Below are 22971 nucleotides of genomic sequence, written 5' to 3'. Positions count from 1 at the left end.
TCTCGGCGCCCCGCTGCGACGGTCTGTCCCGAGGGGCCGACGCTTGCCGTAGGCCTGGGCGGGCCGATGTGCCCCCGACCGGCGTTAGGTCCAACGCCGACGAGACGAACCCGATCAAGGGACCCGATGCAAATTCATCTCGACGCCGTCGGGGGTGTGGCCGGCGACATGGTCGTGGCGGCGCTCCTCGATGCCTTTCCGGAGCACGGGGCGGGCGTGCGCGAGAGCGTGGCGCGGGCGAGCCGCGGCCGGACGACCTGCACACTGCTCGCTCATGGGGACGGCGTGCTGCATGGCCAGCGCTTCGCCGTCACCGGCCCCGAGGGCGAGGCGCCAGACCGGCCGGCGGACGACCACGGGCATCACCATCACCACCACGGCGATCATCACCACCATCACGAGCACCACGGCCATCACCATCACGGCGGCGGGCACGCGCACCGGCACTGGTCCGGCATCCGCCGCGACCTGGAGGGCAGCGGCCTCGTCCCGGCGGTGCTCGCCCACGCGCTGGCGATCTTCGGACACCTCGCCGAGGCCGAGGCGCGGGTTCATGGCATCCCCGTCGAGGAGGTGGCGTTCCACGAGGTCGGCGCCTGGGATTCGATCGCCGACATCGTGGCAGCGGCGCATCTCGTCGACGCGATCGGCGCCACGGCCTGGTCCGTCTCGGCCCTGCCGCTCGGCTCCGGCCGGGTGCGGACCCAGCACGGGCCCCTGCCGGTCCCGGCGCCCGCCACCGCGCTCCTGCTCGAAGGCTTCCTCACCCTCGACGACGGCGTGCCGGGCGAGCGCGTGACCCCGACGGGCGCGGCGATCCTGCGCCATCTCTGCGGCGGCCCATCCCGCAGGAGCGGGCCGCGCCGGCTCCTGCGCAGCGGCCTCGGCTTCGGCACCAGGACACTTCCCGGCCTGAGCAACGTGCTGCGGGTACTGGTCTTCGAGGAGCAGGGCGAGACCGGATCCCCCGGCCACCGCGAACTCGGCATCATCGAGTTCGAGGTCGACGACCAGTCGGCGGAAGACCTCGCCATGGGGCTCGACCGGCTGCGGGCCCATCCCAAGATCTTCGACGTCGTGCAGATGCCGGTCTTCGGCAAGAAGGGCCGGATGATGACCCATGTCCGGGCGCTGGCCCGGGCCGACGCGATCGAGGAGGCGATCGAGGCCTGCTTCCGCGAGACCACCACGATCGGCCTGCGCCACCACACCGTCTCGGGAGCGGCGCTGAAGCGGCGCGTCGACACCGTCGAGGTGGCGGGCAAGCCGGTGCGGGTGAAGAGCGTCGAGCGGCCGGGCGGGCGCACCGCCAAGGCCGAGGCCGACGACGCGCAGACGACCGAGGGCCATGCCGCCCGCCAGGCGCTGCGCCGCGAGGCCGAGCGCCTGGCCCTCGCGTTGCCGGAGGACGAGCGATGAGCGCCGGCCTCGAAGCGATCCTCTTGGGTCTCGGGCCCGTCGCCGTCGCGGTGAGCGGCGGGGTCGACAGCCTGACCCTGGCGACGGTCGCGCACCGAACCGGCACCGAGCCGCCCCTGATGGTCCACGCCGTCTCGCCCGCGGTGCCGGGCGAGGCGACCGAGCGCGTGCGGGCGGAGGCTGCTCGCGAGGGCTGGCATCTCCGCGTGATCGAGGCCGGCGAGTTCGCCGACCCGGCCTATCGCGAGAATCCGGTCAACCGCTGCTTCTTCTGCAAGACCAACCTCTACGGGGCGATCCGCCGGGTCACGGAGCGCCAGATCGTGTCGGGTGCCAACCTCGACGATCTCGGCGAGTACCGACCCGGCCTCGACGCCGCCCGGGAGCACGGGGTGCGCCATCCCTTCGTGGAGGCGCGATTCAGCAAGGCGATGGTGCGGGCGCTCGCCCGCGACCTGGGCCTACGCGCGGTGGCGGAGCTGCCCGCCGCGCCCTGTCTGTCGAGCCGGGTCGAGACCGGCATCCGCATCGAGCCCGAGACCTTGGCTTTCATTCACGCCGTCGAGCGGCTGGTGGGCGAGGATTTGGAGGTCTCGGGCGCCCAGCGCGCGGTGCGCTGCCGGGTGCGCGCCGCCGGCATCGTGGTCGAGCTCGATCCGCAGAGCCTCGCCAGCCTGCCCGAGGCGGTGCAGGCCGATCTCGGCCGCCGGATCGCCGCGCGCGCGCCGGCGCGGCTGGCCGCGGCGCCGGTCTCCTTCGCGCCCTACCGCACCGGCAGTGCTTTCCTGGTGGGAGGCGCCCGGTGAGCCTCCAGGTGAGCATCCAGGACGAATTCACCCTCGACTTCGCCCGCACCGAGCGGATCGGCCTCGAAGAGGCGGTGTTCGCCGCCGGCAAGTCGCCGGCGCAGATCGATGCCATCCTGGCGGCGGCGGAGGAGCGCGGGGCGCGGTTCCTCGTCACCCGGCTCGACCCGGAGCGTCACGCCGCCCTCCAGTACAAAGACCGGCTCGATTACTGCCCGGTCTCGCGCACCGCGTTCTTCGGCGAGGCCCGACGGGTCGCGGGGCCCGCCCGGATCGCCATCGTGGCGGCCGGCACCTCGGACGTGCCGGTGGCCCGCGAGGCCGAGCGGACCCTGGCCTACCAGGGACACGCCACGACGCTGATCGCCGATGTCGGCGTCGCGGGATTGTGGCGGCTGACCCGGCGGATCGAGGAGATCCGGGCCCATCCGGTGGTGATCTGCGCCGCCGGGATGGACGCGGCCCTGCCGAGCGTGCTCGGCGGCCTCGTCGCCGGCGCGGTGATCGCGGTGCCGACCTCGGTGGGCTACGGCGTGGCGCAAGGCGGGCGCGCCGCCCTCGACGCGGTGCTGGCGAGTTGCGCCCCCGGCATCGCGGTCGTCAACATCGACAACGGCTACGGCGCCGCATGCGCGGCCCTGCGCCTGCTCCACGCGGCAACCCGGCTCGCGGAGGCCTCCCGATGATGATCCCAGGAGAATCGCCATGGAACGTCGCAGCTTCCTGCAGGGCGCGGCCCTCGGGGCCGGTCTCGCCGTCACCAGCGGCGCGGGGGCGGCCGTGAACGCCCCGCCGGCCCCGCTCCCGAACACCCGCCCGGCCGACCCCGCCGCCCTGCCGCTGGTCACCGATCCCGGCGAGCGCCGGGGCGAGATGCTCTACCGCCCCTTCGGGCGGACGGGCGAGACAATCTCGGCGATCGGCATGGGCGGTTTCCATCTCGGCAAGAGCGCCGTGACCGACGCGGAGGCGACCCGGCTGATCCACGAAGGCGTCGACCGCGGCATCACCTTCATGGACAATTGCTGGGACTACAACGAGGGCCGCTCCGAGGAGCGGATGGGCATCGCCCTCGAGCAGAACGGCACCCGCAACAAGGTCTTCCTGATGTCCAAGATGGATGGGCGGACCAAGCAGGAGGCGATGAAGCAGATCGACCAGTCGCTGCGCCGCCTGCGCACCGACCGGATCGACCTCGTCCAGCACCACGAGATCCTGCGCTACGACGACCCCGACCGGGTCTTCGCCGAGGGCGGCGCCATGGAGGCGTTCCAGGAGGCGAAGAAGGCGGGCAAGCTGCGCTATATCGGCTTCACCGGCCACAAGGACCCGCGCATCCACCTGCAGATGCTCGAAGTGGCAGCCGAGCGCGGCTTCCACTTCGACGCCGTGCAGATGCCGCTCAACGTGATGGACGCGCATTTCCGCAGCTTCGGCCACCTCGTGCTGCCCTACCTCGTGCAGAACGGCATCGCGCCGCTCGCCATGAAGACCTTCGGCGACGGGGTGATCCTGAAGAGCGACGCGCCGATCAAGCCGATCGAGTACCTGCACTTCTCGCTCAACCTGCCGACCGCGGTGGTGATCACCGGCATCCAGAACCAGCGCGACCTCGATCAGGCGTTCGAGGCGGTGAAGACCTTCCGGCCGATGGACAAGGCGACCGTGGCGGAACTCTTGAACCGCAGCCGGCCCTACGCACTCGAGGGCAAGTACGAGCTGTTCAAGACCAGCGCGACCTTCGACGGCACCGCCAAGAACGCCGCCTGGCTCGGCGAGGACGTGCCGGGGGTGAAGACGCTCGCTCCCACCATGGAGTGAGGACAGGAGCCACGATGACACAACCATGACGGCGGCCGGCGCGTTGACCCGACGTCTTCACGCCGGAAGCCACCCCATGAGCGACACCACCGCCCCTCACCGCAACCCGTCCGCGGAGCTGCAGACGATGAACGACCGTCTCGCGGCCTGGGCCGCCTGCACGGCCGAGGACAGCCCGGCGCTGATCGAGCGCTTCGAGGCGATGGGCTACGAGGTGCGGGGCAAGTCGCGCGAGGAGGTGGAGGCGGTCCTGCGCTGCCCGCCGACCCGGGTGGGGCGGGGGTGAGCGGGGTCGGACCGGGCCGCGCGAGTGCGTTCGTCGAACGTACATGCGGGTGACGCCTCACGGTGTCGCAGCCCGGGGGGCCGCGCAGCGGAACCCGGGATGACGCGGAGAGCGCGAGAACCGCAAGGAGAGCCGAACAAGCCCGCAGCAGGTAAATCGCCGGCGCGGCCATGTCGCCCGGATGGGACCGGGCTGACGGACGCGGCGTCGCCCATGACGTCTCTCGGCGGCCGATCGGCCGCCGTCGCGGCGCAAGGATGACAGTTCACGAAGGACGCCGCGCCGACGAGGGCGGCGGTGCAGAAGCGGGCGAGGATCGGGGTCATCGGGCCTCCTCAGCCGAAACGCACGCCGGCGAGGCGCTCGGAGACCTCCCACAGCCGCGCAGCCGCCGCCTCGTCCAGCGCCTGGGCCGGGACCCGGGCGGGGCCGGGTGCGCCGCGGGTCTCAGAGAGGCGGACCGGTCCGTAATACGCACCCCCGGCCGCTTGAGGCGCGGTCGCGGCATAGAGGGTTGGCAAGGCGGCCCGGTCGGCGGGCTGGAACAGGAACCACAGGTAAGTGCGCGCCAGGCCGGCGACGCTGCGGGGGCCGGCGCCGTTGGGCAGGAGATCGGTGCGGGCGATGCCCGGATGGGCGGCGAGGCTCGCGAGGCCCCAGCCATCGGCGCCGCTGCGGCGGTCCAATTCGCGCGCGAACATCAGGCAGGCGAGCTTGGACTGGCTGTAGGCCGTCATCGGCCGGTAGGCGCGCTCCGCTTGCAGGTCGTCGAAGGCGATGCGACCGCCGCGGGCCGCGACGCTCGACAGCGACACCACCCGCGGGGCGCGTCCCCGGCGCAGCAGCGGCAGCAGGCGCGCGGTGAGGGCGAAGTGGCCGAGATGGTTGGTGGCGAATTGCAGCTCGTACCCGTCGGCGGAGACCTGGCGCGTCGGCGGGGTCATCACGGCGGCGTTGTTGACGAGCAGGTCGATCCGGTCGCGGCTCGCGGCCATCCGCTCGGCGAAGGCGGCGACAGAGGCGAGGCTGGCGAGGTCGAGGCGCTCGAACCCCACCGTCGCGCCCGGCACCGCCTGCCGGATCCGCGCGAGGGCTGCCGCGCCCTTGTCCGGGTTGTGCCCGGCGACGAGCACGTCGGCCCCGGCGCGGGCCAGCGCCAGGGCGTCCTCGAAGCCGAGGCCGCCCGTGCCGGTCACGACCGCAATCCGTCCCGTCTGGGACGGCATGTCCGCCAGCGTCCATCCCGACATGGTCGAGACTCCCTTTCACCGAGTGCATGGCCGCACTCGGTGCAATTTTTTACTGCACCGAGTGCAGCTTTTCAAGGGGGGAGCGACGTGCGAGAAGGCCGGCATGACGAGCGAGCCCCCGGAGACCGAGACCCCGAAACCCGAGGGCCTGCGCGCGCGCAAGCGGCAGGAGACGCTGCAGCGGATCGCCGAGACCGGCCTGCGGCTGTTCGGCGAGCGCGGCTACGAGGCGACGACGCTCGACGCCATCGCCGAGGCCGCCGGCATCTCGCGCCGGACGTTCTTCTCGTACTTCCGGTCGAAGGAGGAGATCCTGCTGGAGTGGCAGATGCGCGGGTTCAGCGCGCAGCTGCGCCGGGCGGTGCTGGCGCAGCCCGCCGACCGGGCGCCGATCGCGGTGGTGCGCGACGCGATGCTGCAGCTCGCCGCCGGCATCCGCGCGCAGGAATTCATCAGCATCGACCGGGTGATGCGCGCGAGCGAGACCCTGCAGGCGCGCAAGCAGGCGACCTACGCCCTGCAGGAGCGGGCCCTGCACGAGGCCCTGGTCGAGCGCTGGCCCGATCCGGCCCGCAGCCAGGCCCTGCGCCTCGTCGCGATGGTCTCCCTCGGCGCGATGCGCCTGGCCATCGAGGCGTGGATCCAGGCCGGCGGCGATCGGGGCGCCGCGCCGTTCCTGGAGGACGCCTTCGCGCAGATCGCCGCCGAGGTCTGTGGGGTCGGTGGGCCTTCGCCGGCGGCCTGAGCCGACGTCCGGCCCTCACCCCGCCCGCAATCCCGCCGCGATCTCCTTGACCGCCGCCCACGCCATCATGACATCCTCCCGCGTCGTCGTGGTCTGGCCGACCTGGAAGCGGATGACGAAGCGGCCGTCGTGGCGGGTCTGGGTCAGGTAGGTGCGGCCGTCGTCGTTGATGCGCTCGACGAGGCGGGCGTTCAGCGCGTCGAGGTCGTCGGTGCCTGCACCGGCAGGGGCGTACCGGAAGGTGAACAGCGACAGGATCGGTTCGGTCGTCAGCTCGAAATCGGGCTCGGCCGCGATGACCTCCGCGAGTTCCCGCGCCCAGGCGACGTGGTCGCGGATCATGCCGCGCAGCGCCTCGACGCCGTAGGATCGGATCACGAACCACAGCTTCAGCGCCCGGAAGCGGCGCCCGAGCGGAATCGACCATTCGTTGTAGTCGACGAAGCCGTCCTGACCGAGCGTGCGCAGGAAGGGCGGGCGGATGCCGAGGGTATCCGTCAGGGCCTTCGGGTCGCGCACGAAGTGGGCCGAGCAGTCGAAATGGGTGAACAGCCACTTGTGCGGGTTGAACACCAGGCTGTCGGCGTGCTCCGCCCCCCGCATCAGGTCGCGGAACTCGGGGCAGATCATCGCGCTGCCAGCCCAGGCGGCGTCGACGTGGAGGAAGACGTCGTGCCGGCGCGCCACCGCGGCGACGGCCTCGATCGGATCGCAGGCGCCGATGCTGGTGCCGCCGAGGCAGGCGACGATCGCGGCCGGCACCAGGCCCGCCTCGCGGTCGGCCCGGATCGTCGCGTCGAGGGCGTCGGGGTCCATGCCGTGGAGCAGCCCCGTCACCGGGATTCGCACCAGGTTGGCATCGCCGTAGCCGGCGATGCGCACCGCCTTGTCGACGGAGGAATGCACCTGCGCCGAGGCGTAGACGCGTAAGGTCGGCCCGCCGGCGAGGCCCTTGGCGTTGCCGGTGAAGCCGAGCGCCCGCTCCCGGGCGGTGAGGAGCGCCGCGAGCGTCGCGCCGGACGCCGAATCCTGGATCACGCCGGAGAAGCCGTCGGGCAGGCCGATCATCTGGCGCAGCCAGTCCATCACCCGGGTCTCGAGCTCGGTCGCGGCCGGCGAGGTCTGCCAGAGCATGCACTGGGCCGCGAGCGCCGCGGTGACGAACTCCGCCACCAGGGAGGGCGGGCTGGCATTGGCCGGGAAGTAGGCGAAGAAGCGCGGGTGCTGCCAGTGGGTCATGCCCGGCATCACCACCCGGTCGAGGTCGGAGAAGATCCGTTCCATCGGCTCGCCCGCGGCGGGAGGAGTGTCGGGCAATTGCCGGAAGATCTCGCCCGGCGCGACCTGGGCCCGCACCGGCCGCTCGCCGACGCCCGCGAGGTAATCCACCGACCAGTCGGCGGCCCGGCGCGCCCAGGCCCGAAACGTCTCGTCGTCCATCGCGTCAGCGCTCCTCCCGCCGGTCCGGCATTCCGGTGCCTGGGCGGGTGTCTAGCAGGTTTCGTGGGGCGCGCCTCCCCGCCCCTGCCCGGGTGTGCAATCGAGCCCTGGGCACATGGCGGACGGCACCGGATCCGACATGAGATCCCGGTCTTCGGCCCACTTGAGAGCGCGGCGAAAGCGTGCCACGATCAGTCAAGTAGGCACTATTTACGGTTGATTAACTAATCCAAGGTTGCAATATCGAGCTGCTGATTGTTTTTGACCATAGGTCAATGAGAATGCTGCGGAGATAAGCGCCGATATCGTGAATTGTCGGAATTCGCTTCGATATTTCTTAACCGGCCATGTTAGTTCATGAGAGGACGAGCGAGAGGAGCGCGATGTTCGGGCGAGGCACCCAGACGAGACCGGCCGGCACGCTGACCCAGCGCCATGTTCGCGTGCAGAGCGGCGGAGCCGATCAGGATTGCTGCCTGATCTATCTCGGCGACCAGCTCGTCTCGCGGCTGATCCGCCTGCAGCCGGGCACCGCGGCCGCACCGGAGCACCGCCACAAGTGGCGCGTGGCGGAGGCCTACGGCCCCGGCAAGGCGCTGGCTCGCGCCCCGCTCTTCGACACGCCCGACGCGGTGATCGACTGGATCGCCCGCCGTCTGCCCCTCCCGGCGCCGAGGCCCTGGCTGGACGCGCACCTGCTGCCGTGAGGCCGCGCCGCATACCCGATCCGACGTGATCGCAAGGCCCGCGATAAAGGCTTTCCCCACAAAGGCTTTCCGGCCTGCTGCGCCCGTCCGCCGAAGCGGCCCGGTGCGCCGGCGCACGTGGGGCCGAGCGGACCGGGCCCATATCTCTCCCATGCCGCCCGAACCCCGCTGCGCCGATGTGAGACGCCAGGACGTGAGATGCCGGGATGGCGGCCGGAGACTTGCCATGACCCGCTTCGTCACTGCCGCGGCGGCTGCCGCCCTCGTCGCCCTGCCCCTGGTTGCCCTGCCGTTCCCGGCCTTCGCCAATGGCGGGGACCGCGAGCCCGCCGGCGGCGCCTTCATGAGCAGCTACGTCACCAACCCCTACGCCACCTCCCGCTCGCCCGCCGAGGCCCGCCCGCTGGACCGGCCGGCGCCGTGGCTCGTGCCCGACGTCATCGGACCTGACACCACCGGGTCCGTGCGGGCCCTCCCGGCTCGCCGGCGGACGCATCGCTGAGCGCCGTCATCCGCTCGCCACGGTCCCTAGGGTAAGCGTCCGGTTTCATCCATGAAGGCGCGCCGAGGGATCCCGATGACACAGCCGTCGCTGAACCGATCGCAGCAGGCCGAGGCGGCCGAGGATGCCGGCTCGAACCCGAGCCCGAACCCGACCCTCGGCGAGGTCGTGGCCCGGCGCTTCGACCGGCGCGAGATCCTGCGCGGGGGGTTGGCCGTCGCGGCGATCTCGGCGACCCTGGCGCCCCGGGCGGCAGCGGCGGCGGAGGGCCCGCCCGAGACCTTCCCGTTCCGCGAGCTGCCGGCCGGCGCCGACGAGCGCCACCACGTCGCGGACGGGCACGACGCCGAGGTGCTGATCCGCTGGGGCGATCCGGTGCTGCCCGGCGCCCCGCCCTTCGACCCCCACAGGCAGTCGGCCGCCGCGCAAGCGCAGCAATTCGGCTACAACAACGACTTCCTGGGATTCTTCCCCCTGCCGGGTGCGAGCGACCCCGCGGGTCACGGCCTCCTCGTCGTCAACCACGAGTATACGAACGAGGAGCTGATGTTCCCCGGTCTCGGCCGGCAGGACGGCAAGACCGCCTTCGCCGACATGGACCGCGACCTCGTCGACATCGAGATGGCGGCCCATGGCGGCTCGGTGATCGAGGTGAAGCGCGAGGACGGGCGCTGGCGGGTGGTGCCGGAATCCCGTTTCGCCCGCCGCATCACCGCCACGACCCCGATCCGGCTCGCCGGCCCCGCCGCCGGCTCGGACCGCCTGCGCACCGGCGCCGACCCGGAGGGGATCCAGGTCCTGGGGATGCTCAACAACTGCGCCGGCGGCGTCACCCCCTGGGGCACGTGGCTGACCTGCGAGGAAAATATCAACTACTACTTCCAGGGCCGACTCCCCGAGGGATCGGCGGAGGCGAAGAACCACAAGCGTCTCGGCCTGCCGGGCAACCTCTACGGCTGGAGCCGCTTCCATCAGCGCTTCGACCTCGCCAAGGAGCCCAACGAGCCGAACCGCTTCGGCTGGGTGGTCGAGATCGATCCCTTCGACCCGACGAGCGTGCCGGTGAAGCGCACCGCCATGGGCCGCTTCAAGCACGAGGGCGCCGCCGGCGCGATGGCCCGTGACGGCCGCTACGTCGTGTTCCAGGGCGACGATGAGCGCTTCGACTACGTCTACCGCTTCGTCACGCGCGACCCGGTGAACAGAGCCGACAAGGCGGCGAACCGCGACATCCTCGACCACGGCACCCTGTCGGTCGCCCGCTTCGATGCCGACGGGCGCGGCGCCTGGCTGCCGATCGTGTTCGGGCAGGGCCCGCTGACGCCGGAGAACGGGTTTCGCGATCAGGCCGACGTGCTGATCGAGACCCGCCGGGCCGCCGACCTCCTCGGCGCCACCAAGATGGACCGGCCGGAGGACGTCGAGGCCAACCCGAAGACCGGCAAGGTCTACGTGATGCTGACCAACAACGTCCGCCGCAAGGCCGACCAAGTCGATGCGGCGAACCCGCGGCCGGACAACCGCTTCGGCCACATCGTCGAACTCGCGCCGGACGGCGGCGACTTCGCGGCCGATCGCTTCGCCTGGGAGGTGCTGGTGCGCTGCGGCGACCCGTCGATCGCGGCGGTGGGCGCGACCTTCTCGTCGTCGACGACGAAGGACGGCTGGTTCGGCATGCCGGACAATTGCGCGGTCGACAGCCAGGGCCGGCTCTGGGTCTCGACCGACGGCAACTCGCCCTCGAAGACCGGCCGCACCGACGGCATCTGGGCGATGGAGACGCAAGGTCCCCGCCGCGGCACGGGCAAGCACTTCTTCCAGGTGCCCCTCGGGGCCGAGATGTGCGGCCCCTACTTCACCCCCGACGACACCACGTTCTTCGTCGCCGTGCAGCATCCCGGCGAGGCCGACGAGGAGGATCCGAACGCCCAGCCGGCCACCTTCGAGCAGCCGGCGACCCGCTGGCCCGACTTCGACCCCGCCCTGCCGCCGCGCCCGGCGGTGGTGGCGATCACGAAAAGGGGCGGGGGGACGGTGGGGACGTAAGCGGTTCTCCTTACTCAAGAAGTCGCACCGGCTCGACCCCTCCCCCCCTCTGCGGGGGAGGGTGGCCTGCGGAGCAGGCCGGGAGAGGGGCAGCGCGACGCTGAAGGATTTGGCGCCCTTCACGACTGTCGCGACCTCTCCGGAGCCGGCGTCCCCTCCCCCGCCCGGCTCCGCCAGGCACCCTCCCCCCGCGGAGGGGGGAGGGGTCGGGCGGGCTCGCTACAGCACCTTGTCCAACGTCACCGGCAACCTGCGCACCCGCTTGCCGGTCGCGTGCCAGATCGCGTTGACGATCGCCCCGGCGCTGCCGGTCACGCCGATCTCGCCGACCCCCTTGATGCCGAGCGGGTTGACGTGCGGGTCCTCTTCCTCGACCAGGATCGCCTCCAGCGAGGGCACGTCGGCGTTCACCGGCACGTGGTACTCGGCGAGGTTGGCGTTCATCGGCCGGCCGGTGCGCGGGTCCATCACCGCCTGCTCGTGCAGGGCGAAGGAGACGCCCCAGATCATTCCGCCGTAATACTGGCTGCGCACCAGCCGCGGGTTGATGATCCGCCCGGCCGCGAAGGCACCGACGAGGCGGGTCGCGCGGATCTGGCCGAGATCGGGATCGACCGTCACCTCGGCGAAGACCGCGCCGTGGGCGTGCATGGCGTAAGACTCGCGCGCCGCATCGGGACCCGCCGCGCCCTTGCCTTCGACCGAGTCCTGGCCGGCCCTGCCCAGGATCTCCGTGAAGGCCTCGGACCGGCCCTCGTCGTCGCGCCGCACCAGCCGGCCGCCCCGGGCGATCACCCCGGCATTGCCGGCGCCGTAGAGGGGCGAGCGCGGGTCCTGCGTCGCCAGCGCGGCGAGCTGCGCGATCGCGTCGGCGGCCGCAATCTTGATCGCCGTGCCGGCGGTGGCGGTGTGGGCCGAACCGCCGGCGATGCCGCCATTCGGCAGGTCCGAGGAGCCGATGCGGAAATCGATCGCGTCGATGTCGAGGCCGAGTTCCTCGGCGGCGATCTGCGCGAGGGCGGTCCAGGCCCCCTGCCCCATGTCGATGGCGCCGATCGCGACCGCAGCCTCGCCGCTGGCCTTCAGCACCGCCCGCGCCTCGGCCTGGAACATCAGGGCCGGGAAGGTCGCGGTGCCGACGCCCCAGCCGACGAGGAGCCCGTTCGCGTCGCGCATCTGCCCCGGCGCCAGCGGGCGCTTGCCCCAGCCGAACGCTTCGGCGCCGCGCGCGTAGCACTCCCGCAGGGCCTTCGAGGAGAACGGCTTGCCGGAGGCCGGCTCGGTCTCGGCGTAGTTGCGCAGGCGGAACGCCAGCGGGTCCATGCCGCAGGCCTCGGCCATCTCGTCGATGGCGCCCTCGAGCGCGACGCTGCCCGAGGCCTCGCCGGGGGCACGCATGAAGAGCGGCGTGCCGGTATCGAGCCGCACCGCCCGGTGCCGGGTGGCGAGGGCCGGCGCGGCGTAGAGCGTGTGCGAGACGCCGCCGCTCGGCTCGATGAAGTCGTCGAAGGTGCTGGTCGCCGTGAGGGTGTGGTGGTCGAGGGCGGTGAGCCCGCCATCCTCGCTCGCGCCGAGGCGCAGGGTCTGCCGCGTCGGGGCGCGATGGCCGACGGGGCCGAACATCTGCGGGCGGCTCATGACGAGCTTCACCGGCCGGCCGACGAGGCGGGCCGCCATGATGCCGAGCACCTGGGGACCGGCGATCATGCCCTTCGAGCCGAACCCGCCGCCGAGGAACGGGCTGCGGATGTGGATATCCGCGGGCGAGATGCCGAACAGGCCGGCGATCCGCCCCTGCGCCATCGCCAGCCCCTGCGAGGGCGTGTCGAGGTCGAGCGTGTCGCCGTCCCAGGTCGCCACCACGGCGTGCGGCTCCATGGCGTTGTGGTACTGCGCCGGCGTCTCGTAGGTCGCCTCGATGGTGCGCGCCGCCGCCGCGAGCCCGGCCGCGACGTCGCCCGTCTCCATGTCGGCCGGGTCGCCGACGCCGATCGCCGGCGGGGTGAACGGCTCGGAGCCGTCGAGCCCGACCGCGGGCGTCTCGGCCTCGTAGGCCGGGTCGAGCAGGGCGGCGCCCTCGGTCGCGGCCTCCAGCGTCTCGGCGATCACCACCGCGACCGGCTGGTTGGCGTAGCGCACCCGGTCGTCCTGCAGGAGGTCGAGCCGGAAGGTGAAGCCGTCATTCTTCTCGTCCGGGTGCCGGGCGAGCGCGGGCTTGTTCTGCGGCGTCATCACCGCGACGACTCCGGGATGGCTCTCGGCCGCCGCGACGTCGAGGCGGGTGACCCGGCCGCGGGCGATGCGGCTCACCGCCATCACGGCGTAGAGCATCCCGGGCGGGTGGTGGTCGGCGGCGTAAGCTGCGGCGCCGGTCACCTTCAGGATCCCGTCCCGGCGGGTGAGCGGCTGGCCGAGATTGGAGCCGTGGCGCATCTGGCGGGGAGCGGTCTCAGACATGAGCGGCCTCCGGAAGCGGGGCGAAGGCGGAACCCGGCAGCGCCGGCAGGCGCTCCGGCGTGCCCGCCGCGGTGCGGGCCAGCGCCCGCACCACGAGACGGCGGGCGAGCTCGATCTTGAAGGCGTTGTCGCCGGAGGGCTCGGCGCCCGCGAGGGCGGCGTCGGCGGCGGCCCGGAAGGCGGCCTCGTCCGGAGCGCGTCCGGCGAGCAGGCTTTCCGCCTCCCGCGCCCGCCAGGGCTTGAGGGCGACGCCGCCGAGCGCCAGCCGCGCCTCGGCGATGCGCCCGCCATCGAGCCTCAAGGCCACCGCCACCGAGACCACCGCGAAGGCGTAGGAGGTGCGGTCGCGGACCTTGAGGTAGCGGCTGTGGCCGGCGAAGCTCGCGGCGTCCGGCGGTAGGACGAGAGCCGTGATCAGTTCGCCCGGCTCCAGCACCGTCTCGCGCTCGGGCGCGTCGCCGGGCAGGCGGTGGAAGGCCTCGAGCGGCACGCTGCGGGTGCCGGCCGGACCGGCGATCTCGACGAGAGCGTCCAGCGCGACGAGGGGCACGCAGAAATCCGACGGGTGGGTGGCGATGCAGGCCTCGCTCCAGCCGAGGATCGCGTGCAGCCGGGTCTCGCCGCCCCTGGCGTCGCAGCCGCTGCCGGGCTCGCGCTTGTTGCAGGCGCTGCCCGTGTCGGTGAAGTACGGGCAGCGGGTGCGCTGCATCACGTTGCCGGCCGCCGTGGCGGCGTTGCGCAATTGCGCCGAAGCGCCGGAGAGCAGGGCCTCCGCCACGGCCGGATAGGCTTTGGCGAAGGCGGGATCATGCGCGAGGTCGCTGTTGCGGGCGAGCGCGCCGATGCGGAGCGACCCGTCGCCCATCCGCTCGACCGCGGCGAGGCCGGGCAGCCGGGTGATGTCGACGAGGCGGCGCGGGCGGCTGACGCCGCCCTTCATCAAATCGAGGAGGTTGGTGCCGGCGGCGAGGTAAACGGCGCCGGGCGCCGTCCCCGCCGCGACCGCGCCGGCGAGATCGGTCGCGCGGACGTACTCGAACGGGATCATGCCGCCTCTCCCTGCCGGGGGGAGGCCGGATGCTGGCTCGTGGGGGCCTGAGTCATGGCGGCCTGCGCCTCCAGCACCGCCTCGGTGATGCCCGCATAGGCGCCGCAGCGGCACAGGTTGCCGCTCATCGCCTCCCGCACCCGCTCGGGATCGTTGCCGGCCTGGGCCTCGCGGATCAGCCCGACCGCGCTCATGATCTGGCCTGGGGTGCAGAAGCCGCACTGGAACCCGTCATGGGCGATGAAGGCCTCCTGCACCGGGTGCAGGCGATCGCCTTCCGCCAGCCCCTCGATGGTCAGGACCTCGGCGCCGTCGAGGCTGACCGCGAGCGCCAGGCAGGAATTGATCCGCCGCCCGTCGACCAGCACCGTGCAGGCGCCGCACTGGCCGCGGTCGCAGCCCTTCTTCGTACCGGTGAGGTGCAGACCCTCGCGCAGCAAGTCGAGCAGGGTCGTGCGCGGGTCCGGAATCGGGATCGTGCGCCTCGTGCCGTTCACCGTCAGGACGATGTCGAAGCTCATGCGGCTTCCTCCAGGCTAGACGCGGTCCAAACTAATCCCGCATCGCAAACTGCCCAGGACCCGATGCGTGCGGCAGCGCACACGTCGTGGCGAACCTTTTGCCGGCGAGACGATTGACCCTGCGAAACCGCAACGCGGTCCCATCAATCCAGAGGTTCTGTCATGAAGACCCGTCTCGCCCTCGCGGCCGCCCTGCTGACCGCCGCCGCCGCTCCCGCCTTCGCCCAGGGTGGCTCGCCCTACAACCGATCGGGCTCGCAGGCCGGTGGCCCGCTGGGCGGCATAGAGCGCGCCTACGGCGCCCCGGGCGGCGCTCCGGCCGTCGACAGCACCGGCAGCATCGTCGTCTATCCGCGCGACGAGCGCGGCGTGCTGGTGCGCGAGGTGCCCCCGGGCTACGCGCCGGTCGCTCCCTACGTCTACGGCCGCTGATCGAGCCTCCCGGGGTTCCGTCCGCTCCACTCGGAACCTCGGGCTCTCGTGAGCTTACATAAGCCCGTCCCTGCGCCCAGCAGGGGCGGGCTTTCGTATGCGTGGCGAGGTTGCGTTGATCCGAAACCCGACTGCCGCTTCCACAGTGTTTCAGAGTGAAGCGCGCCTCCCATCTCCCGCGTGGGAGAGGGATCCCGGGCTTTCTCGCGAACGGGTTCATGATCGAGATGGATCTATCCGGATCGGTCTGACGCCTTGCCTCCGGCTCAAGCTCGGTGTGAACTCCCGCGGCCTCGCTTGCCCAGGATCCCGAGCCGCCTGCCGATGACCGCACCCGCCCTCTCCGGACCGATCGTCCTCGCCCACGCCGCCTATCGCCTCGGCGACGCCTACGCGGCGAAGGGCGCGCGCCAGCCCGTCGTCGAGGTGCGCAACGTGGAGGCGCTGCAAGAAGCGGTCACGGACGCCGAGGTGCTGGTGGTCTCAGGCCTGTGGCGTCATTCCCTGCTGGAGCGGGCGCCGCGCCTGCGCTTCATCCAGTCGGTCAGCGCCGGCACCGACCAGTTCCCGAAGGACGCCCTGCGCGAGCGCGGCATCCGGCTCGCCAGCGCGCAGGGCGGCAACGAGCGCGCCGTGGCCGAGCACGCCCTCGCGCTGATGCTCGGCCTCACCCGCCGCCTTCCGGAGGCCCTGCGCAACCAGGCCGCCGCGACCTGGCGCCCGATGATCGCCGATCCGGCCCGGCGCGAGCGCGAGCTCGGCGGCCAGACGCTGCTGGTGATCGGCCTCGGGCGCATCGGCACCCGCATCGCCCGGCTGGCGCAAGGGTTCGACATGCGGGTGATCGGCCTGCGCCGCCGCCCGCTTCAGGCCGGCGACCCGGTCGAGGCGGTCTTCTCCCCCAACCGGCTGCACGAAGCCTTGGGCCAGGCCGACGTGGTGGCGCTCGCCTGCCCGCTCACCCCGGAGACCGAAGGCCTGATCGATGAAGCGGCGCTCGCGGCGATGAAGCCGGGGGCGCTCCTGATCAACGTCGCCCGCGGCCGGGTGGTCGACCAGGACGCCCTGGCGCGGGCGCTCACCGAGGGCCGGATCGCCGGGGCCGGCCTCGACTGCTTCCGGGAGGAGCCGCTGCCGCCGGAGGCGCCGTTCTGGCGCATGGAGAACGTGATTGTCACGCCCCACAGCGCCGGCGAGACCAGCCACTACGAGGGCCGGGTGATCGACCTGCTCCTCGAGAATCTCGGCCGGCTGCGACGCGGGGAGGAGCTGGTCAATCCGGTGGTGTGAGGGGAACCGCCGGACGGCATGAATCTCGCGCGAGAGCGCCGCTCGCCCGTCAGAGGCCCGGCCGCTCTCACCCCCCGGAGGCCGGTTCCACCGCGCGCATCGGCCGTCGCGACCTGGGCGGCGGGTCTGTACGCCGGCGGTCGCGGGGTCGCGTCGGATATTCGTTCGCCGCCCGCGGGGCCTGCCGCGGCCTCGATGGCCAAGCCATTCGCGCCGTTCGGGAATGGCATGTTGAACTCCCTCGCCGTAACATTGCCTTAGGATAACGTGTTCAAAGATTATTTAGCTGTGCTGCGTCATGTTGGCTTCATCGTCACGCCTACGAAGCCTTGCATATGTATAAATCAGCGATCACGACTGCTTTGCTCGGCCTACTCGCGATCGGGAGTGCGAGTGCCGGCCCTGTGACAGGCCCGGAATACTCACCGGCTCAAATCAGATCTCAATCCGTCGCCGGTCTGCGACTCGGGATGACGGTCGACGAAGCCGAGAAGGCGCTCAAGGAGGGCGAATTCGAAGGCAACTTCAAGAAGTTCGTCGCCACGGAGACGACCGCGACGTCCTGGGTGAAGATCGACCAGCGCGTCTCTCCGTTCCGCTTCAGGGCCGCCGACGGACAAATCCGCATCTGGACGATCATGTTCGAGCAGAGGTTCGACCGTCCTCAATCCGTCGAGGCGCTGAGCGATCTCATCGTCAAGAAGTACGGGACCCCGACCGAGAGCCAGAAGTTCTCCACCGACACGCCGGTCAAGTTCCTCTACCATCCACATTTTACCGTCGACCACCAGCTGTCGACCGCTGCCTGCCAATCCGGACCCGACGTCTTCTGCCCGCAGAAGCAGTACGAGGCGTTCGAACGCGAGCTTCGGATGCCGATCCTCGAGATCTCGATCACGCCCCGATCGATCCGGGCACGCCTTGCGGATGGCGAGGCTCGCGCCGCCGGTGACGAAGCCTCACAGGCCGCCGCGAGCGCCGCCCAGGAAAGCAAGGCGCTCAACAACACCAAGAACACGAAGCTCGGGCTGTAAAAAATCAGGGATGATCGTGTCGTGAAGACTCTGATGATGAATTGCGCCGCGATCGCAGCTGCGATCGGCAGCACGTTTGCCGGAGCCGAGGCGAGAGACTTCTCGGCGCCCGAGGCCTACCTCGCCTACCTCAAGCTCGCTCAACCGGCGGATCTGTCGACATACATACCGGAGTATCGCCTGCATTTCGCGCCGCCTTCCTCGCGAACCTCGAACGAGTTCGACTCCGAGAGCGAGGAGAAGAGGCTGCTCACGACCCTGAAGCGGAACGTGTCGTCGTTCGACCTCAACGAGCCGTTCGAACTTCAGTTATCCGTGCAGTTCGGTGAGTATAATTTCGAGAAAAAGGCATTCAATTTTCATCCGCTGAGTGCGTCCAACGTCTTCGCGTCGGGCCGGATATCACTCGTATTCCTGAATACCAGGCAGTTCGACGGACTGCCGATGGACGAGAGTCAGGCGCGCGCGTTCGTCCAGCGCAATCCGTCGCGTACGGTCGCGGCAACCGTGAGGTTCGTTCCGAAAGAGGCGATCGAGGACACGAATCGCATCAAAGCCAGCATCGTCGGCATCGAGGTCTTTTCGGATTCGCGTCGCCAAAACCTGATCTACGTCATGAAATGAGCTTGTCCGCGACGCGGATCCCGGTTCGCTCGGCATGATCCCGGAAATGTATCGATGGACCGGTCGCCGGGCCAGCCGCGGGAGTTCGCCCGACGCTCCCTCGAGGCGCCGGCGCGTGCGCCGACCGCTCGCGCCGGAACGACGGATGCGAGCGGCATCGGGCGGCGCCCTCGCGATTCACGCCACGCTCAGGTGGCGTGAATCGCGACGGTGAGTGCGGCCGCGAACCCGGGCCGACCGCCCTCCGTCGGGCGGCCCGCGACAGCGCCGTAGGCCGGAGCCTCAGCGATCCAGCACCGCCCGGTCGTTCTTCGCCACCAGGGCCTTGAAGTACGGGGTCAGGTCGTTCTCCGACAGGCCGAAGGCCTGGGAGAACTGCATGATGAGCTGCTGCTCGCCCGCCTCCGCCTCGCCGTCGGCCATGGCGCTGTCGATCATGTTGAGGATGATGCAGAGCTTCTGCTCCGGACGCAGGCGCGGCGCCGCGTCGGCCAGGAACTGGGCCGGCTGGGTGGCGCGGGCGTAGCGGACGGCGGAGTCGAGGCTCTGGCGCGTCGCGTTGCGGCCGAGCACCGACATCAGGTGGCCGATCTCCTCCGGGTCGATCTCGCCGTCGGCGCTCATGCAGTAGATCAGCGAGACCGCGAGGCAGGTCCGCGGGGTGAGGTCGAGCGAGGTCTGCGACTTGAACATGTTGAACATCGTCGGGGGCCCCTGGCAAGGTGCTCTGTGAATGTGCTGAATCGATCCATCAGCGCAGGCGGTCGATTACCGCAACGGTGCGGCGGTGTCGATCATCGGCGAGCCCGTCGCATGAGAGTATTTTTACGGCACACCGTATTCCATTTGCGAGCCGACACTCCCATATAACGGCGGATTTTTCTTCAATACGTTTGGTGAGAGGATTTAATCCGCATCAAATGCTTGAAAATGCGACTCGGAAGCAAGTCCAGCGGCCGAGGCCGGCGGGGTTGGGGCCGGACCGCCCCTTTGGTCACCACCGCGCCCCGATCGCCGGGCCCGAACCGCAACCGTACCAGGATATCCCGCCGGGAACCTACGATCTTTCTCATTCCATACCGAGTTCCAAGTCGCATTTTCTCTCTTTTGCCGCCCCCATAGCAGGATCAACTCCCGCTATACGATCATTTGAAATCTCATTTCATTGACTGATCTCAGCCTCGGCCGCATCGTAAGGACATCGAGCACGGGGCCGCGGCGCCCCTTCCGTGCCCCCGCCCCTGACCATCGGATCGACCCCCATGACGCGACCGCGCCTCGTCGGCTTCTCCGCGAACATCCAGCGGCCCTCGAAGACCCGCACCCTGGTCGAGGCGATCGCCGCCGAGGCCGCCGTGAGGCTGCCGGTCGAGGTGCGGATCTTCGACCTCGTCGATGCCGGACCCGGCCTCGGCGGTGCGCTCACCCGCGACCAGCTCTCCCTGCCGGCCCGGCGCATCGTCGAGGCGGTGGAGGAGGCGGACGCCCTCGTGGTCGGCACCCCCGTCTACAAGGGTGCCTATACGGGCCTGTTCAAGCACCTGTTCGATCTCGTGGCGCCCGAGGCCCTGGCCGGCAAGCCGGTGGCGCTCGCCGCCACCGGCGGCGGGCCGCGTCACGCCCTCGTGGTGGAGCACGCCCTGCGCCCGCTCTTCGGCTTCTTCACAGCGCTGACGGTGCCGACGGCGGTCTACGCTTCCGACCCCGATTTCCGCGAGGGCGGCCTCGACTCCGCGGCGATCCGCCAGCGGGTGGCCGAGGCCGGGGATCAGCTCGCCGGCCTCGCCGGCGCCCGCGCCGCCGCGGCCGCGCCGCTCGCCCGCGCCGCCGGGGGCGCCCGGTGATCGACCGCCGCACGCTCCTGGCCGCGGCCCTCGCGGGCGCCGCCCTGCCGGCCCGGGCCGGGCCGGGCGACACCCTGCGCATCGGCTACCAGAAGAACGGCATCCTCGTCGTCGCCAAGCAGCAGGGCGCGATCGAGGCCCGGCTGAAGCCCCTCGGCGTCTCCGTCACCTGGGTCGAGTTCTCGTTCGGCCCGCCGCTCCTCGAGGCGATCAGCCTCGGCGCCATCGATCTCGGCCCGACTGGCGACGCGCCGCCGATCTTCGCGCAGGCCGCCGGTTCGCCTCTGGTCTACGTGGCGGCGATGGAAGCGGCGGGCTCGGGCGCCGCGATCTTGGTGCAGACGGACTCCCCGATCCGCACCCTGGCGGACCTGAAGGGCAAGCGCGTCGCCTTCGCCAAGGCGTCGAGCGCGCACAACCTCACCATCGCGGCGCTGGAGAAGGCGGGGCTGACCTACCGCGACATCGAGCCGGTGACCCTGGCGCCGGCCGATGCGGCCGCCGCCTTCGCCCGCGGCAGCGTCGATGCCTGGACGATCTGGGACCCGTACTTCGCCATCGCGGAGATGCAGCCGAGCACCCGGGTGCTGACGCTCGCCACAGACATCGCCAAGCCCAACAGCTTCTTCCTCGCCCACCGGACCTTCGCCGCCGAGCGCGGCCCGGTGCTGGACGCGGCCCTCGACGCGCTCGCCGGCGTGGCGCGCTGGTGCGAGGCCAATCGCGGCGATGTGGCGGCGATCCTGTCGAAGGGCACCGGCGTGCCGTTGCCTGCGACGCGCCGGGCGGTGGACCGCACCGACTACGTCATCGGACCGATGACCCCGGGGGCGGTGGCCGAGCAGCAGCGCGTCGCCGACCGCTTCCACGCCCTCGGCCTGATCCCGCGGGCGATCAGAATCGCCGACGCGCTCCGCGCGCCCGTCTCCCAGAACGGCTGATCCAATGCCTGCCCTTCCCTCCCCCGACGCCGCGGCGCGGCGCCTCGCCCCCTGGCTCCTGCCGGCGGTGATCCTCGTCGGCTGGCAGATCGCCGGCTCGGCCGGGCTGGTCTCGACCCGGCTGATGCCGGCCCCCCTCGACGTGGCCGCCGCCGGCTGGCGCCTGGCCGAGACCGGCGAGCTCTGGACCAATCTCGGCGTCAGCTTCCTGCGGGCGGCGAGCGGCTTCCTGATCGGCGGCGGCATCGGCTTTTCCCTCGGCCTTGCCAACGGGCTGTCGCGCCTGTCGGACCGGCTCACCGACACCACCGTGCAGATGATCCGCAACATCCCGCACCTGTCGCTGATCCCGCTGGTGATCCTGTGGTTCGGCATCGGCGAGGAGGCCAAGCTCTTCCTGGTCGCGCTCGGCGTGTTCTTCCCGATCTACGCCAACACCCTGCACGGCATCCGCTCGGTCGATCCGCAGCTGATCGAGATGGGCCGGATCTACGGCATGTCGCGGACCGAACTCTTCTGGCGGGTGGTGCTGCCGGGTGCCCTGCCGTCGATCTTCGTCGGCCTGCGCTATGCCCTCGGCATCATGTGGCTGACGCTCATCGTCGCCGAGACGATCTCGGCCTCCTCCGGCCTCGGCTACATGGCGATGCAGGCGCGCGAGTTCATGCTGGTCGACGTCGTGGTGCTGGCGATCCTGATCTACGCGCTCCTCGGCAAGGTGGCCGACCTGCTGACCCGCCAGCTGGAGCGCGCCTGCCTCGCCTGGAACCCGGCCTACCGCTCGGCCTGATTCCCGCTCTCGCTTCCAGGGTTCGTCACCATGATCGCCAGCACCCTCCGCCGGTTCGAGGGCTTCGCCCCCGCCTCCCCGGCCCGTCTGCGCCGCGAGGTCATCGACCGGGAGATCGCCCGCGACCGGGCCGCCACGGGCCTCGGCATCACGCTCCGCGGCCTGTCGAAGTCCTTCGACGGCGGCAAGCCGGTGATCGACGGGCTCGACCTGCACATCCCGGCGGGCCAGTTCGTCGCCGTGGTCGGGCGTTCGGGCTGCGGCAAGTCCACCCTGCTGCGCCTGATCCTCGGCCTCGAGGCGCCGACCGCCGGCCGGGTCGCGATCGAGGGCGGCGAGGCGCCGCGCCGGATCATGTTCCAGGAGCCGCGCCTGCTGCCCTGGGCACGGGTCCGCGACAACGTCGCGGTCGGGCTCGGCCGCGACGGCAAGGCGGCGGAGCGGCGGGAGCGCGCGGGTGCGGCGCTCACCGAGGTCGGCCTCGCCGAGAAGGCGGGACAGTGGCCCGCCACCCTCTCGGGCGGCCAGCGCCAGCGGGTGGCGCTCGCCCGCGCCCTCGTCAGCCGCCCGGGGCTGCTCGCCCTCGACGAGCCCCTCGGCGCCCTCGACGCGCTGACCCGCATCGACATGCAGGCGATGATCGAGCGGATCTGGCGGGCGCAAGGCTTCACCGCGCTGCTCGTCACCCACGACGTCGCCGAGGCGGTGGCCCTCGCCGACCGCATCCTGGTGGTCGAGGCCGGCCGCATCGCCCTCGACGTGGCGGTACCGGTGCCCCGCCCGCGCCGCCGCGGCGACCCGGAACTGGCGGCGCTGGAGGGGCGCATCCTCGATCACCTGCTGGATGGGCGGGGTTGACGGGCCGCTCGCCGAAGCAGCCCTGTCAGATTCTCGCTCCCCCCATCCCCGGCCTCAGGATGAGGTCGGGGGTGGGATGATTTGAAAAGCTACCGCCGAACAGGCGCCCG

At 71.3% G+C, this 22971-nt stretch carries 23 protein-coding genes; 17 read left to right on the top strand and 6 right to left on the bottom strand.

The window, feature by feature from the left end; genetic code table 11:
* The first annotated feature begins 126 nt into the window (after positions 1 to 126).
* From larC to MFF64_RS05890, 5 genes are all read left to right on the top strand, one after another.
* On the top strand, positions 127 to 1419 hold the full coding sequence (larC, locus tag MFF64_RS05910; protein ID WP_099904003.1) for a nickel pincer cofactor biosynthesis protein LarC: 1293 nt from the start codon (positions 127 to 129) through the stop codon (positions 1417 to 1419).
* Complete coding sequence (gene larE / locus MFF64_RS05905; RefSeq protein WP_099904005.1) at positions 1416 to 2225, top strand: ATP-dependent sacrificial sulfur transferase LarE; 810 nt, start codon at positions 1416 to 1418, stop codon at positions 2223 to 2225. The genes larC and larE overlap by 4 nt, the downstream gene beginning before the upstream one ends.
* An 8-nt stretch (positions 2226 to 2233) precedes the next feature.
* Positions 2234 to 2911, top strand: a complete 678-nt coding sequence (larB, locus tag MFF64_RS05900) for a nickel pincer cofactor biosynthesis protein LarB (RefSeq protein WP_238190130.1) — start codon at positions 2234 to 2236, stop codon at positions 2909 to 2911.
* Between the two features lie 19 nt (positions 2912 to 2930).
* The gene (locus tag MFF64_RS05895; RefSeq protein WP_238190043.1) at positions 2931 to 4046 is read left to right on the top strand and encodes an aldo/keto reductase; all 1116 of its coding nucleotides are present in this window, start codon (positions 2931 to 2933) and stop codon (positions 4044 to 4046) included.
* Positions 4047 to 4122: 76 nt separating this feature from the next.
* The gene (locus MFF64_RS05890; protein WP_238190041.1) at positions 4123 to 4332 is read left to right on the top strand and encodes a hypothetical protein; all 210 of its coding nucleotides are present in this window, start codon (positions 4123 to 4125) and stop codon (positions 4330 to 4332) included.
* A gap of 335 nt (positions 4333 to 4667) precedes the next feature.
* On the opposite strand, the gene MFF64_RS05885 is transcribed toward MFF64_RS05890, so the two are convergent.
* Positions 4668 to 5582 (bottom strand): SDR family oxidoreductase, encoded by a 915-nt coding sequence (locus MFF64_RS05885; protein WP_238190039.1) that lies wholly within the window; start codon positions 5580 to 5582, stop codon positions 4668 to 4670.
* A 103-nt stretch (positions 5583 to 5685) separates the two neighbouring features.
* On the opposite strand from MFF64_RS05885, the gene MFF64_RS05880 reads away from it, so the two are divergent.
* Positions 5686 to 6327, top strand: coding sequence for a TetR/AcrR family transcriptional regulator (locus MFF64_RS05880; RefSeq protein ID WP_099900334.1), 642 nt, complete (start codon positions 5686 to 5688; stop codon positions 6325 to 6327).
* Between the two features lie 15 nt (positions 6328 to 6342).
* Here MFF64_RS05880 and MFF64_RS05875 read toward each other — a convergent pair whose 3' ends face one another.
* The gene (locus MFF64_RS05875) at positions 6343 to 7767 is read right to left on the bottom strand and encodes a pyridoxal phosphate-dependent decarboxylase family protein (RefSeq protein ID WP_238190037.1); all 1425 of its coding nucleotides are present in this window, start codon (positions 7765 to 7767) and stop codon (positions 6343 to 6345) included.
* 383 nt (positions 7768 to 8150) lie between these two features.
* Here MFF64_RS05875 and MFF64_RS05870 point away from each other — a divergent pair, with 383 nt between their 5' ends.
* From MFF64_RS05870 to MFF64_RS05860, 3 genes are all read left to right on the top strand, one after another.
* A complete protein-coding gene (locus tag MFF64_RS05870; RefSeq protein WP_099900336.1) occupies positions 8151 to 8474 on the top strand; it encodes a hypothetical protein in 324 nt (107 codons plus the stop codon).
* Between the two features lie 226 nt (positions 8475 to 8700).
* Entirely contained in the window at positions 8701 to 8976 is a 276-nt protein-coding gene (locus MFF64_RS05865) for a hypothetical protein (protein WP_099900338.1), read from the top strand.
* A 75-nt stretch (positions 8977 to 9051) separates the two neighbouring features.
* Entirely contained in the window at positions 9052 to 11022 is a 1971-nt protein-coding gene (locus MFF64_RS05860) for a PhoX family protein (RefSeq protein ID WP_238190035.1), read from the top strand.
* Positions 11023 to 11241: 219 nt separating this feature from the next.
* On the opposite strand, the gene MFF64_RS05855 is transcribed toward MFF64_RS05860, so the two are convergent.
* Genes MFF64_RS05855 through MFF64_RS05845 form a run of 3 tightly spaced genes read right to left on the bottom strand, consistent with a single transcriptional unit; the run spans position 11242 to position 15048 of the window.
* Positions 11242 to 13479 carry a xanthine dehydrogenase family protein molybdopterin-binding subunit gene (locus tag MFF64_RS05855; protein WP_238190033.1) on the bottom strand — a complete coding sequence of 746 codons (2238 nt, stop codon included), beginning with the start codon at positions 13477 to 13479 and terminating at the stop codon, positions 11242 to 11244.
* Complete coding sequence (locus MFF64_RS05850; protein WP_099902800.1) at positions 13472 to 14527, bottom strand: FAD binding domain-containing protein; 1056 nt, start codon at positions 14525 to 14527, stop codon at positions 13472 to 13474. Before MFF64_RS05850 ends, MFF64_RS05855 begins: the two co-directional genes overlap by 8 nt.
* On the bottom strand, positions 14524 to 15048 hold the full coding sequence (locus MFF64_RS05845) for a (2Fe-2S)-binding protein (protein ID WP_099902798.1): 525 nt from the start codon (positions 15046 to 15048) through the stop codon (positions 14524 to 14526). The genes MFF64_RS05850 and MFF64_RS05845 overlap by 4 nt, the downstream gene beginning before the upstream one ends.
* Before the next feature lie 162 nt (positions 15049 to 15210).
* Here MFF64_RS05845 and MFF64_RS05840 point away from each other — a divergent pair, with 162 nt between their 5' ends.
* From MFF64_RS05840 to MFF64_RS05825, 4 genes are all read left to right on the top strand, one after another.
* Positions 15211 to 15480 carry a hypothetical protein gene (locus MFF64_RS05840; protein WP_238190031.1) on the top strand — a complete coding sequence of 90 codons (270 nt, stop codon included), beginning with the start codon at positions 15211 to 15213 and terminating at the stop codon, positions 15478 to 15480.
* 324 nt (positions 15481 to 15804) lie between these two features.
* Positions 15805 to 16770 (top strand): D-2-hydroxyacid dehydrogenase, encoded by a 966-nt coding sequence (locus MFF64_RS05835; protein ID WP_238190029.1) that lies wholly within the window; start codon positions 15805 to 15807, stop codon positions 16768 to 16770.
* 470 nt (positions 16771 to 17240) lie between these two features.
* Positions 17241 to 17804, top strand: a complete 564-nt coding sequence (locus MFF64_RS05830; protein WP_099901101.1) for a hypothetical protein — start codon at positions 17241 to 17243, stop codon at positions 17802 to 17804.
* A gap of 21 nt (positions 17805 to 17825) precedes the next feature.
* The gene (locus tag MFF64_RS05825) at positions 17826 to 18428 is read left to right on the top strand and encodes a DUF4852 domain-containing protein (protein ID WP_238190027.1); all 603 of its coding nucleotides are present in this window, start codon (positions 17826 to 17828) and stop codon (positions 18426 to 18428) included.
* A 282-nt stretch (positions 18429 to 18710) separates the two neighbouring features.
* Here the strand turns inward: MFF64_RS05825 and MFF64_RS05820 are convergent, their stop codons facing one another.
* Positions 18711 to 19121 (bottom strand): tellurite resistance TerB family protein, encoded by a 411-nt coding sequence (locus tag MFF64_RS05820; RefSeq protein WP_238190026.1) that lies wholly within the window; start codon positions 19119 to 19121, stop codon positions 18711 to 18713.
* Between the two features lie 569 nt (positions 19122 to 19690).
* Here MFF64_RS05820 and msuE point away from each other — a divergent pair.
* The 4 genes from msuE to MFF64_RS05800 are packed head-to-tail and all read left to right on the top strand — an operon-like array spanning position 19691 to position 22861.
* Positions 19691 to 20272, top strand: a complete 582-nt coding sequence (gene msuE, locus MFF64_RS05815; RefSeq protein ID WP_099904311.1) for an FMN reductase — start codon at positions 19691 to 19693, stop codon at positions 20270 to 20272.
* The gene (locus MFF64_RS05810; protein WP_099904313.1) at positions 20269 to 21213 is read left to right on the top strand and encodes an aliphatic sulfonate ABC transporter substrate-binding protein; all 945 of its coding nucleotides are present in this window, start codon (positions 20269 to 20271) and stop codon (positions 21211 to 21213) included. Before msuE ends, MFF64_RS05810 begins: the two co-directional genes overlap by 4 nt.
* A gap of 4 nt (positions 21214 to 21217) precedes the next feature.
* On the top strand, positions 21218 to 22003 hold the full coding sequence (ssuC, locus tag MFF64_RS05805) for an aliphatic sulfonate ABC transporter permease SsuC (protein ID WP_099904315.1): 786 nt from the start codon (positions 21218 to 21220) through the stop codon (positions 22001 to 22003).
* A 30-nt stretch (positions 22004 to 22033) separates the two neighbouring features.
* Positions 22034 to 22861: an ABC transporter ATP-binding protein gene (locus MFF64_RS05800; protein WP_238190024.1), complete on the top strand. Its 828-nt coding sequence runs from the start codon at positions 22034 to 22036 to the stop codon at positions 22859 to 22861.
* Positions 22862 to 22971: the final 110 nt, after the last annotated feature.

The organism is Methylobacterium frigidaeris, assembly GCF_022179185.1.
Classification (GTDB): Bacteria; Pseudomonadota; Alphaproteobacteria; order Rhizobiales; family Beijerinckiaceae; genus Methylobacterium; species Methylobacterium frigidaeris.
The sequence above is the reverse complement of the archived record's forward strand: the minus strand, read 5'-3'. Positions and strand labels throughout refer to the sequence as shown.

Coding starts and splice junctions, on each gene's coding strand:
- larC (WP_099904003.1), top strand. CDS start 127: ATGCAAATTCATCTCGACGCCGTCGGGGGTGTGGCCGGCGACATGGTC.
- MFF64_RS05850 (WP_099902800.1), bottom strand. CDS start 14,527: ATGATCCCGTTCGAGTACGTCCGCGCGACCGATCTCGCCGGCGCGGTC.
- MFF64_RS05860 (WP_238190035.1), top strand. CDS start 9,052: ATGACACAGCCGTCGCTGAACCGATCGCAGCAGGCCGAGGCGGCCGAG.
- MFF64_RS05890 (WP_238190041.1), top strand. CDS start 4,123: ATGAGCGACACCACCGCCCCTCACCGCAACCCGTCCGCGGAGCTGCAG.
- MFF64_RS05875 (WP_238190037.1), bottom strand. CDS start 7,767: ATGGACGACGAGACGTTTCGGGCCTGGGCGCGCCGGGCCGCCGACTGG.
- ssuC (WP_099904315.1), top strand. CDS start 21,218: ATGCCTGCCCTTCCCTCCCCCGACGCCGCGGCGCGGCGCCTCGCCCCC.
- larE (WP_099904005.1), top strand. CDS start 1,416: ATGAGCGCCGGCCTCGAAGCGATCCTCTTGGGTCTCGGGCCCGTCGCC.
- MFF64_RS05865 (WP_099900338.1), top strand. CDS start 8,701: ATGACCCGCTTCGTCACTGCCGCGGCGGCTGCCGCCCTCGTCGCCCTG.
- MFF64_RS05855 (WP_238190033.1), bottom strand. CDS start 13,479: ATGTCTGAGACCGCTCCCCGCCAGATGCGCCACGGCTCCAATCTCGGC.
- MFF64_RS05885 (WP_238190039.1), bottom strand. CDS start 5,582: ATGTCGGGATGGACGCTGGCGGACATGCCGTCCCAGACGGGACGGATT.
- msuE (WP_099904311.1), top strand. CDS start 19,691: ATGACGCGACCGCGCCTCGTCGGCTTCTCCGCGAACATCCAGCGGCCC.
- MFF64_RS05835 (WP_238190029.1), top strand. CDS start 15,805: ATGACCGCACCCGCCCTCTCCGGACCGATCGTCCTCGCCCACGCCGCC.
- MFF64_RS05880 (WP_099900334.1), top strand. CDS start 5,686: ATGACGAGCGAGCCCCCGGAGACCGAGACCCCGAAACCCGAGGGCCTG.
- MFF64_RS05830 (WP_099901101.1), top strand. CDS start 17,241: ATGACGGTCGACGAAGCCGAGAAGGCGCTCAAGGAGGGCGAATTCGAA.
- MFF64_RS05870 (WP_099900336.1), top strand. CDS start 8,151: ATGTTCGGGCGAGGCACCCAGACGAGACCGGCCGGCACGCTGACCCAG.
- MFF64_RS05845 (WP_099902798.1), bottom strand. CDS start 15,048: ATGAGCTTCGACATCGTCCTGACGGTGAACGGCACGAGGCGCACGATC.
- MFF64_RS05800 (WP_238190024.1), top strand. CDS start 22,034: ATGATCGCCAGCACCCTCCGCCGGTTCGAGGGCTTCGCCCCCGCCTCC.
- MFF64_RS05895 (WP_238190043.1), top strand. CDS start 2,931: ATGGAACGTCGCAGCTTCCTGCAGGGCGCGGCCCTCGGGGCCGGTCTC.
- MFF64_RS05820 (WP_238190026.1), bottom strand. CDS start 19,121: ATGTTCAAGTCGCAGACCTCGCTCGACCTCACCCCGCGGACCTGCCTC.
- MFF64_RS05840 (WP_238190031.1), top strand. CDS start 15,211: ATGAAGACCCGTCTCGCCCTCGCGGCCGCCCTGCTGACCGCCGCCGCC.